The sequence below is a fragment of the Enterobacter cloacae complex sp. I2 genome, assembly GCF_014896205.1.
In the GTDB taxonomy this organism is placed as follows: domain Bacteria; phylum Pseudomonadota; class Gammaproteobacteria; order Enterobacterales; family Enterobacteriaceae; genus Enterobacter; species Enterobacter quasihormaechei.
In genome coordinates, this window is the sequence record NZ_JADBRA010000039.1 from 1 (window position 1) to 10,064 (window position 10,064).

Consider the following 10,064-nt stretch of genomic DNA (forward strand, 5'->3'; position numbering starts at 1 on the left):
ATGTTAATGAGTTGTTCTTTTATGGCGCTATATCATGTTTTTACCGCTTCGCTTGCGCGATTTATCGGTCCTGAAGGCGAATTTAAGGTAAATATCTCTGTCAGTGACCCCGATCGCTTATTTTTCACAGATAAAGTAATAAATAGTGTTTTCTGGCGGTAGATCGCGGGCGCTATTTTCAGTAGGTTATAGAAAGTTTGTTACTGTTTTATTTTCCGGGGTTAATCATTCTCCGCCGCTATCACGCTGGCGAAAATTGATACAAACCGCGGGCAATTATCGACAAACCATCATCAAAAACCGATGGAAGGGAAAACTATGCGTATTGGGGTACCAAAAGAACGGTTAGCCAATGAAACCCGCGTAGCGGCAACACCGAAAACGGTGGAGCAACTGCTTAAGCTGGGTTTTACCGTCGCGATTGAAAGCGGCGCGGGCAAACTGGCGAGTTTCGATGACGAGGCCTTTATTCAGGCTGGCGCGGACGTCGTGGACGGTGCTGAAGTCTGGCAATCACCCATTATTCTGAAGGTCAATGCACCGGAAGAGAGTGAAATTGAACTGCTGAACGCGGGCACTACGCTGGTGAGCTTTGTCTGGCCAGCCCAAAACCCGGAGCTGATGGAGAAGCTGGCGGCACGCGGCGTCACCGTGATGGCAATGGACTCCGTGCCGCGTATTTCGCGCGCGCAGTCTCTGGATGCGCTGAGCTCTATGGCGAACATTGCTGGCTATCGCGCCATTGTCGAAGCTGCTCATGAGTTTGGTCGCTTCTTTACCGGTCAAATTACGGCGGCAGGTAAAGTACCACCCGCAAAAGTGATGGTGATTGGTGCCGGTGTGGCAGGTCTTGCCGCTATAGGGGCGGCAAACAGCCTGGGCGCTATCGTCCGCGCGTTTGACACCCGGCCGGAAGTGAAGGAGCAGGTGCAGAGTATGGGCGCCGAGTTCCTTGAACTGGACTTCAAGGAAGAAGCGGGCAGCGGTGATGGTTACGCGAAGGTCATGTCTGAAGCCTTCATCAAAGCGGAAATGGCGCTTTTTGCGGCGCAGGCGAAAGAGGTGGACATTATTGTCACCACCGCGCTTATTCCGGGTAAACCGGCACCGAAGCTGATCACCCGTGAAATGGTAGACTCCATGCAGCCTGGTAGCGTGATTGTCGATCTGGCGGCGCAAAACGGCGGTAACTGTGAATATACCGTGCCAAATCAGGTGACGACGACCGCGAACGGCGTGAAGGTGATCGGCTATACCGACCTGCCAGGTCGTCTGCCAACCCAGTCCTCTCAACTGTACGGCACGAACCTCGTTAACCTGCTGAAACTGCTCTGTAAAGAGAAAGACGGCAACATCACCGTTGATTTTGATGATGTGGTGGTGCGCGGCGTGACCGTGGTGCGTGAAGGTGAAATCACCTGGCCTGCACCGCCGATTCAGGTTTCTGCTCAGCCTCAGGCTGCCCCGAAAGCGGCGCCGGAGCCCGTTGAGCCAGCAAAACCTGCGTCACCGTGGCGCAAATACGCCATCATGGCGCTGGTCATTATCCTGTTTGGCTGGCTGGCGGACGTCGCGCCAAAAGAGTTCCTTGGCCACTTCACCGTCTTCGCGCTCTCCTGCGTGGTCGGTTACTACGTTGTATGGAACGTCTCCCATGCGCTGCATACGCCGCTGATGTCGGTCACCAATGCCATCTCCGGGATTATCGTGGTTGGGGCATTGCTGCAAATTGGTCACGGCGGCTGGATCAGCTTCCTGAGCTTTATTGCGGTGCTGATCGCCAGTATCAATATTTTCGGTGGTTTCACCGTGACTCAGCGCATGCTGAAAATGTTTCGTAAAGGCTAAGGGGTAGCATATGTCTGGAGGATTAGTCACAGCCGCATACATTGTTGCTGCAATCCTGTTTATTTTCAGTCTGGCGGGGCTTTCCAAACACGAAACGTCTCAGCAGGGAAATAACTTTGGTATCGCCGGGATGGCGATTGCGCTGATTGCCACTATCTTCGGGCCGGACACCGGCAACGTGGCGTGGATCCTGGTGGCGATGATCATCGGCGGCGCGATTGGTATTCGTCTGGCGAAACGCGTTGAAATGACCGAGATGCCGGAGCTGGTTGCTATTCTGCACAGCTTCGTGGGTCTGGCTGCGGTGCTGGTGGGCTTCAACAGCTACCTGTACCACGAACCGGGCCTGGAGCCGATTCTGGTTAACATTCACCTGACTGAAGTGTTCCTCGGCATCTTCATCGGTGCAGTGACCTTCACCGGGTCGATTGTGGCGTTCGGCAAGCTGCGCGGGAAGATCTCGTCTAAGCCGCTGATGCTGCCTAATCGCCACAAGCTGAACCTGGCGGCGCTGGTCGTTTCCTTTGTGCTGCTGGTGATCTTCGTGCGCACCGAAAGCGTAGGCTTGCAGGTGCTGGCGTTACTGGTGATGACCATTATCGCGCTGGCGTTCGGCTGGCATCTGGTGGCGTCTATCGGTGGGGCAGATATGCCGGTGGTCGTTTCCATGCTGAACTCCTACTCTGGTTGGGCAGCGGCGGCGGCAGGCTTTATGCTGAGCAACGACCTGCTGATTGTCACCGGTGCGCTGGTCGGTTCTTCCGGTGCGATCCTGTCTTACATCATGTGTAAGGCGATGAACCGTTCGTTTATCAGCGTCATCGCCGGTGGCTTCGGTTCTGACGGTTCATCAACCGGTTCTGATGAGGAAGTGGGTGAGCACCGTGAAATCAGCGCGGAAGACACCGCAGAGATGCTGAAGAACTCGCATTCCGTCATCATTACCCCGGGCTACGGCATGGCGGTGGCGCAGGCGCAGTATCCGGTGGCGGAAATCACGGAAAAACTGCGCGCGCGCGGTATCAAGGTGCGCTTTGGTATTCATCCGGTGGCGGGGCGTCTGCCAGGCCACATGAACGTGCTACTGGCGGAAGCGAAGGTGCCTTACGACATCGTGCTGGAAATGGACGAGATCAACGATGATTTCGCCGATACCGACACCGTCCTGGTGATTGGCGCCAACGACACCGTTAACCCGGCGGCGCAGGACGATCCGCGCAGCCCGATTGCGGGCATGCCGGTTCTGGAAGTGTGGAAGGCGCAGAACGTCATTGTCTTCAAACGCTCTATGAATACCGGCTACGCTGGCGTGCAGAACCCGCTGTTCTTTAAAGAGAACACCCACATGCTGTTTGGCGACGCCAAGGCCAGCGTGGATGCGATTCTGAAATCGCTTTAATTTCGCTTCATCCTCACAAACCGCCCCCTGGGGCGGTTTTCTTATTTCTGCGGTCAGCCATTCTCCTCTGTCTATACTTTACCCTTTGTGTAATAAGAGGAGGTGTAATGCAATTTCTGTCCCGCTTCGACATCATCGCGCTGATGATGACGCCATCATTCTGGATTGGCGTCGCCACGGTGGTCATTGTGACGCTGCTGGTATACTGGCTGCTGACGCGCCTGATCGCCTTCGTGAAGAAAGGCATCACCACCTGGGGCGATAAACATCCCACCACCAACCGGATGCGCTTTATCCTAACGGATATGCTTAACCGCACCAGCCGCGTCCTGCTGTTTGTCGTGGCGCTGTTGTTCAGCCTGCGCTTCGTTGACTTACCGGACCATCTCTTTGGCACCGTGAGCCACGCCTGGTTCCTGGTCTTCGCCATTCAGGTGGCGCTGTGGATGGATCAGGGGGTTGTGTCGTGGCTTCGTCACGTCATGCTGGCACCGGGAAGCCATAAAAACCCGGTTACGCTGGTGATCACGGGGCTCATCCTCCGTGCCATTGTCTGGTCAGTGATGCTGCTGTCTATTCTTGCTAACGCGGGCGTCAACATCACTGCTCTGGTTGCCAGCCTTGGGGTAGGGGGTATTGCAATCGCCCTCGCGGTGCAAACGATCCTGAGCGACGTGTTCGCCTCGCTCTCCATCGGTTTTGATAAGCCGTTCGAAATTGGCGATTTTGTGGTGTTTAACGATGTCGCCGGCACGGTCGAGCACATCGGTCTGAAAACCACCCGTATCCGCAGCCTGAGCGGGGAGCAGATTGTCTGCGGGAACGCCATCCTGCTGCAACAGACGCTGCATAACTATAAGCGAATGCAAACGCGCCGAATCGTCTTTACCTTCGGCGTCGCCAGCGACACGGCGCCGGATAAACTGCGTTCTGTGGGTGAGATGGTTAAACAGATCATTACCGACGTCGGGGAAACGAAGTTTGACCGCGCCCATTTCCTGGGCTTCGATCGCGATCGTCTGACCTTCGAGGTGGTCCATATCGTTAATACGGCGGATTACAACAAGTACATGGATATTCAGCAGGAGATCAATATCCGTATTCTGGAAGGGCTGAATCAGCAGGAGATTAAGCTGGCGCTGCCGAGCATGGTTCTTCACGCGCCCTGGATGGACGCCGGCGACGAGGCACCTGCCCAGCGGTTGAGCGAAGCGTAATAAAAAAAGCCCGCCGTTACCGGCGGGCTTTCTTTTTGGGTCAATCGTCTTCTTCATCGTCCAGTTCAACCGGCGTCTGATACTGATCCGGCTTGATAACCAGCAGGTCGCAGCGCAGATGGTCGATCACCTGCTCGGCGGTGTTCCCCAGAAACGCGGCAGAAATCCCGGTGCGGCCAATGGTGCCCAGCACCACAATCCCGGCCTGCAAATGCTCTGCCAGGTCCGGAATAACCTCCTCCGGTAATCCTTTTTCTACGTGCGTCATGTTCTCATCGATGCTGAATTTCTGGCGCAACGCTTTCATTGCCAGCAGATGCTGGCCGCGAATCGCGTCGTTATACACGCTCGGGTCAAATTCAGGCAGCTCGATGGCGATATTGATTGGCGTAACCGGATACGCTCCCACCAGATGGACTTCGGTGTGGTTAACCTGGTCGGCAAGCTGAAGGGTCTCCTTCACCAGCTTCTCGTTCAGCGAATTGTGATAATCCTCTTCGCTGGCCAGATTGACCGCCACGACCGCTTTCCCGCCCTCAGGCCACGGCTGATCTTTCACCATCCATACCGGGCAAGGGCATTTGCGCAGCAGGTGCCAGTCGGTCGGCGTGAAAATCACGGATTCCAGTTTGTCGTGCTGGTGCGCCATTTTCAGCAGCAGGTCATGCCCACCGGCCACCACTTCCTGAATAATGGCTTCGAAAGGGCGGTTGTGCCAGACCACTTTAATATCGATAGGTACGCCCGCTTCCAGGTAATATTTCGCCTGCTCGCGGAGCCACGCGGTACGTTGGCTGATCACTCCCTGACGCATAGCGGTACGCTCGTCAGGCGACAGAAGGGTGGTCATCTCGTATGAGAAGTCATAAATCGGCAAAAAGGCTTTAATTTTGCCACCAATCCGTTGATGTAAATACACAGCACGTCGTAATGCTGGCTGATCGTCCTGATTCGGATCGATAGCCACCAGCATGTTTTGATACTTTGCCATACAGGTCTCCTTACAACTGTCACCACAGTCTGTAAGTAAAAGAGTAACCTATATATCTTGAATGAAACAGGGGGGAAGTTTTTGCCAGATCAATAAATCATGAAAATTTATCGACCTGGCATTCGTTATCCGGGCGGGTTATGCCACGTTGCGGGAGTGACCGGCCAGAATCGCCAGCGCTTCACCGTTTTCGATGGTGATGTACTTACCTTTAACCGCCAGCATTCCGCTCTTCTGGAAACGACCCAGCAGACGACTGATGGTTTCCACGGTCAGGCCCAGATAGTTACCAATATCGCCACGCGTCATGGTCAGACGGAACTCGCGCGGAGAGAATCCGCGTTCCGCGAAACGGCGGGAGAGGTTGTAGATAAACGCGGCCAGACGCTCTTCCGCATTCTTTTTGGAAAGCAGCAGGATCATATCCTGGTCGCCTTTGATCTCACCGCTCATCAGACGCATCATCTGCTGGCGCAGGTTCGGCATCTTACCGGACAGATCGTCCAGCGTTTCAAACGGGATTTCGCAGACCATAGAGGTTTCCAGCGCCTGAGCAAAGCTCGGGTGATGGCCACTGCCGATGGCGTCAAAGCCGACTAAATCGCCTGCCAGATGGAAGCCGGTGATCTGCTCGTCGCCCTGTTCGGTAATGGTGTAGCTTTTGATGGTGCCAGAACGGATAGCATAGAGCGATTTCAGTTCGTCTCCCGCCTTAAATAGCGTCTGCCCTTTCTGAATAGGCTTTTTGCGCTCGATAATGTTGTCAAGCTGATCGAGTTCATGCTCATTCAGGGTAAACGGGATACAGAGCTGGCTGATGCTGCAATCCTGGCAATGGATAGCACAACCGCCAGACTGAATGCGTCGTATAATTCGCTTTTCCGGGATCATAGGTTTGCTCAAGCCTTAATTGATATTGGTCAATTTTAACATCTTTTTGGTAAGGACGTAAGCCTGGCAATCCTTCAATAAAGGCAAGAGAGGGCAGCGTATTGCCATCTCCTTGAAATTCCACAGATTGATTAAGGATTATTAGCCTAAGGGGGAGAAAAATAGGCACAAATAGCCTGGGAATTACAGCAGAAAATACCCTTCGTGACGCAGCAGCCACTCTTTGCGCTGAACGCCTCCGGCATAGCCGGTCAGGGTGCCGTTACGTCCAATCACGCGATGGCAAGGCACCACAATGCTGACGGGGTTAGATCCATTTGCCGCACCGACGGCGCGCGCCGCACCGGCACGGCCAAGCTGCTCTGCCAGTTGACCGTAGTGCATCACCTGCCCGCAGGGAATATTACGCAGCGCCTGCCACACCTCGCGCTGGAAAGGGGTGCCCGCCGTGGCGGTTGGCAGGGTATCAATGATGGCAAGATCGCCTTCGAAGTAGGCCGTAAGCTTTTCGCAAAGGCCACCCGGGTTAACGGTATCTCTGCGCTGATAGCCTTCTTTTTGGTAATGAATGTCCAGCAGCGCTTCCATACGGTCACTGTGTTCCTGCCACTCGACCGCGCGTAAGCGATACTGCTCATCACATATTACCCACAGAGGTCCCAGAGGCGTGGGAATCAATTCCTGTAACAGCGTAAGCATAAGAGATACCTGCAAAGCTAAAAACATTATCATGTCGGGAAATGTGTCGTTGTTCAAGATCCTGCCCTGGAACAAGAGGGGTAGATTTTTCAGATTATATTTAAGCGGGATCAGAATATTTTCTGAGAGCGGCACCCTATACTCTGCACGTTACTGTTGGGGATACCTTAAAACGTGCGTGCTTCTTTATTTATATTCATGCGATATATCTCTGTCGGCGTGGCGAACACGATTATTCATGCGCTGGTCTTCCTGTTAACCTGTTTTTTATTTTCATTTCCGCAAAGTCTCGCTAACGTTACGGCCTTCTTTTTTGCAGCATCGTTTAGCTTTGTGGTGAACGCCGTCTGGACCTTTAAAAAAAAGCGGGCGTTGCATAAGTATCTTTTATTTATGGCCGTAATGTCCTGCCTGGCATGGTCTACGGGAAAAGTTTCGGAAATTGTTGATCTTCCTGCGGTATTTACGCTGTGCCTTTTCTCCTTCATCAGCATGGTGTTAGGTTTTGTATTTTCTCGCTGTGTAATATTCAAGGATTGAATATGGTTATTTCTCTGGTTGTTCCCGTGTTTAATGAGGAGCAGGCCATACCGCTGTTTTTTAACGCGCTGCGGCGCGATCTGGACAGCGTAAATCATACGTTTGAGCTGATATTTGTCGACGATGGCAGCGGCGATAATACCGTCGCGGCTATCCGTAGCCAGGCCTTTTCTGGCCGCGTGCGCATCGTCGAGTTTAGCCGTAACTTTGGTAAAGAACCGGCACTGCTGGCGGGGCTGCGGGCGGCCACGGGTGACGCGGTGATCCCTATTGATGTGGATTTACAGGATCCCATTCATGTTATTCCTGCCCTTGTTGCACGCTGGCAGGACGGGTTCGATACCGTGCTTGCCCAGCGCATCGACCGTCGGTGCGATACCTGGCTGAAACGGCAAACGGCCCGGTGGTTTTACCGCGCGCATAATAAAATCAGCTCGCCGGGTATCGTCGAGAACGTCGGTGATTTCAGATTACTGTCGCGGGAAACCGTAAACGCCATCCTTCAGCTACCGGAAAGGACGCTGTTTATGAAGGGGTTGCTCTCATGGGCAGGAGGCAAAACGACGGTCGTCACCTATACTCGTGAACCTCGTCAGGCTGGCGCCAGTAAATTTAACGGCTGGACGTTATGGAAACTGGCGGTGGAAGGCATCACCTCATTTTCTATTTTCCCCCTTCAGCTCTGGACCTACCTGGGCTTTTTTATCGCCAGCCTGTCGTTAACGTATGCGCTATGGATGATTATCGACAAACTTATCTGGGGAAATGATGTTCCCGGTTACCCCTCATTAATGGTTGCGATTTTATTTATCGGCGGCGTTCAGTTAATCAGCATCGGCGTGCTGGGCGAATATATAGGCAGAATATTTATTGAGGTGAAAGGGCGTCCGCGCTACATCCTCAAACAGGACAGCGAGGGCAGTGACGATGTTAAAAAATAATGCGGCCGTATTGGGTTTATTTGCGCTGTGCGCGTTTATCTATTTTTTCCCTGCGTTAACTCAGACCTATCTGTTTAACGACGATATTGGGAGAAATGCTGTTGGCTACGGGCTTTACGATGGCATCGGCTGGGGAGAGTACGCTGACAGCGGTCGACCGGCGGCGGAAATCGTTATCAGGCTGCTTTCGGGCTGGTTTGGCCGGCCGACAGATATCAACGCCGTCAACGTTGCGCCGTTGACCAAGCTTATCAGTGCGCTGTGCGTGGCGGTGACTGCCTGGGTCGTGTATATGAAGGTCATTAACCAACCTTCATGGAACGGTTTCCTGGTCTCCTTGACGGTTGTTTTTTCTCCCTGGTTTATTCACTGCATCCAGTACAGCTTCGATTCCGTGACCATGGGCGCGGCGCTTGTGCTCACGGTGCTGCCCTTTATGGGCGGCAGAGGCAGGCGCGGCTACGTGCTGTTTTTCGGCTGCTATTTTGCCTCTCTCTGCTTTTATCAGCTATTTCTGGTGGCGCCATTTTTGATAATTGTGGTGCTCTTGTTCAAGTCTTTCTTTGATACGGGATCGTTAAGTCACGATCTCCGGGAGCACTATGGCCGAGTGATGGTTGCGCTTTTTGCCGGATTTAGCGCTTATAAGCTGTTTATTCTGCTCCTGCCGTTGAGACCCTATGCCTTAATTCATAGCAAACTTCTGACGCTAAGCATTGTTTTTCCGGCGCAAATGTTCACCCGGCTGCGTAACCTGGCGGACATCTTTTTCTCGCCGTTTTATGGCACTGCCGGGGTGGTGCTGATTGGGCTGTTTCTGTGTTCTCTGTGTGGTGTGGCTATGCGTGCCAGAGTCATCCAGCGCAGCGTCTGGCTCTGTCTGTCGCTCTTTTTACTTCTCAGCGGGCTTGGCCTGCTGATGGCACTGCTGCCTCAGGCATTATTACGCGATCCGCTCTACGCCGGAAGGGCGATGGCGGGCAATCAGTTCGTCATGCTTATCTGGTTTTTCCCGCTGGTTTATCTGCGTAAAGCCGCCTTTAAATACCTTTGCACAGGCTGGATCCTTTTCTTTACCTTAATGGCAAGCCTCAACGCGGCGATTACCGGTGCTATTCGGGCGCAGTATGATTATGAAGATCGGCTGCTTGACGTTATTTTAAACTATCCTGTAAACAACACGCTGCCCACAAAAGTCTTTATAGTTCCACCTTATTATTCTATAAACCGCCTCTGGTTGCGCCAGGTGCGCAACGTGCGCGATAATTTCCCGTTCACAAAATATATTTTACATAACACGTATATGTTAAACTCCAGCATCTGGCCCACCCGCCAGGCACAGTTATATAATCGTGATGTCGAAATCAAAGTGGCAATAAACGTTAATGAATTTTGCGAATGGCCAAATAAGCTGGTCAGGAAGGAGTTTATCATGTACGCCAAAGATGACGTACGCTATGTTGATATAAATAAGACTACCTGCGATAAATAATATTAATTAAAAAAACAGGGCCTGCCGACATCGTCAGGCCCATGAG

Annotated in this window: 9 protein-coding genes; 6 read left to right on the forward strand and 3 right to left on the reverse strand. The window is 53.0% G+C overall.

Translation table 11 applies throughout. From position 1 onward, the window contains the following. Positions 1-318: 318 nt before the first annotated feature. The 3 genes from pntA (at position 319) to IM300_RS22305 (ending at position 4,464) form a co-directional block, all read left to right on the forward strand. On the forward strand, positions 319-1,848 hold the full coding sequence (pntA, locus tag IM300_RS22295; protein WP_032673495.1) for a Re/Si-specific NAD(P)(+) transhydrogenase subunit alpha: 1,530 nt from the start codon (positions 319-321) through the stop codon (positions 1,846-1,848). 10 nt (positions 1,849-1,858) lie between these two features. After that, positions 1,859-3,247, forward strand: coding sequence for a Re/Si-specific NAD(P)(+) transhydrogenase subunit beta (gene pntB, locus IM300_RS22300; RefSeq protein ID WP_063451506.1), 1,389 nt, complete (start codon positions 1,859-1,861; stop codon positions 3,245-3,247). Between the two features lie 107 nt (positions 3,248-3,354). Next, positions 3,355-4,464 carry a mechanosensitive ion channel family protein gene (locus IM300_RS22305; RefSeq protein WP_063866858.1) on the forward strand — a complete coding sequence of 370 codons (1,110 nt, stop codon included), beginning with the start codon at positions 3,355-3,357 and terminating at the stop codon, positions 4,462-4,464. 40 nt (positions 4,465-4,504) lie between these two features. On the opposite strand, the gene uspE is transcribed toward IM300_RS22305, so the two are convergent. The 3 genes from uspE to ogt all read right to left on the reverse strand — a co-directional run bounded on the left by uspE (position 4,505) and on the right by ogt (position 7,045). Next, a complete protein-coding gene (gene uspE, locus IM300_RS22310) occupies positions 4,505-5,455 on the reverse strand; it encodes a universal stress protein UspE (protein ID WP_193038332.1) in 951 nt (316 codons plus the stop codon). A 138-nt stretch (positions 5,456-5,593) separates the two neighbouring features. Then, positions 5,594-6,346, reverse strand: a complete 753-nt coding sequence (gene fnr / locus IM300_RS22315) for a fumarate/nitrate reduction transcriptional regulator Fnr (protein WP_000611906.1) — start codon at positions 6,344-6,346, stop codon at positions 5,594-5,596. A 183-nt stretch (positions 6,347-6,529) separates the two neighbouring features. Beyond that, positions 6,530-7,045 carry a methylated-DNA--[protein]-cysteine S-methyltransferase gene (gene ogt / locus IM300_RS22320; RefSeq protein ID WP_193038333.1) on the reverse strand — a complete coding sequence of 172 codons (516 nt, stop codon included), beginning with the start codon at positions 7,043-7,045 and terminating at the stop codon, positions 6,530-6,532. Positions 7,046-7,219: 174 nt separating this feature from the next. Between ogt and IM300_RS22325 the strand changes: the two genes are divergently transcribed. Genes IM300_RS22325 through IM300_RS22335 form a run of 3 tightly spaced genes read left to right on the forward strand, consistent with a single transcriptional unit; the run spans position 7,220 to position 10,018 of the window. Further along, positions 7,220-7,585 (forward strand): GtrA family protein, encoded by a 366-nt coding sequence (locus IM300_RS22325; protein WP_154817052.1) that lies wholly within the window; start codon positions 7,220-7,222, stop codon positions 7,583-7,585. Positions 7,586-7,587: 2 nt separating this feature from the next. Next, positions 7,588-8,526, forward strand: coding sequence for a glycosyltransferase family 2 protein (locus IM300_RS22330; RefSeq protein WP_193038334.1), 939 nt, complete (start codon positions 7,588-7,590; stop codon positions 8,524-8,526). Beyond that, positions 8,513-10,018 (forward strand): glucosyltransferase domain-containing protein, encoded by a 1,506-nt coding sequence (locus IM300_RS22335; RefSeq protein ID WP_193038335.1) that lies wholly within the window; start codon positions 8,513-8,515, stop codon positions 10,016-10,018. Before IM300_RS22330 ends, IM300_RS22335 begins: the two co-directional genes overlap by 14 nt. Positions 10,019-10,064: the final 46 nt, after the last annotated feature.

Bases quoted from the DNA above. Each gene is read 5' to 3' on its own strand.
- pntA (WP_032673495.1), top strand. From the start codon at position 319: ATGCGTATTGGGGTACCAAAAGAACGGTTAGCCAATGAAACCCGCGTA.
- pntB (WP_063451506.1), top strand. From the start codon at position 1,859: ATGTCTGGAGGATTAGTCACAGCCGCATACATTGTTGCTGCAATCCTG.
- IM300_RS22335 (WP_193038335.1), top strand. From the start codon at position 8,513: ATGTTAAAAAATAATGCGGCCGTATTGGGTTTATTTGCGCTGTGCGCG.
- uspE (WP_193038332.1), bottom strand. From the start codon at position 5,455: ATGGCAAAGTATCAAAACATGCTGGTGGCTATCGATCCGAATCAGGAC.
- IM300_RS22305 (WP_063866858.1), top strand. From the start codon at position 3,355: ATGCAATTTCTGTCCCGCTTCGACATCATCGCGCTGATGATGACGCCA.
- fnr (WP_000611906.1), bottom strand. From the start codon at position 6,346: ATGATCCCGGAAAAGCGAATTATACGACGCATTCAGTCTGGCGGTTGT.
- IM300_RS22330 (WP_193038334.1), top strand. From the start codon at position 7,588: ATGGTTATTTCTCTGGTTGTTCCCGTGTTTAATGAGGAGCAGGCCATA.
- ogt (WP_193038333.1), bottom strand. From the start codon at position 7,045: ATGCTTACGCTGTTACAGGAATTGATTCCCACGCCTCTGGGACCTCTG.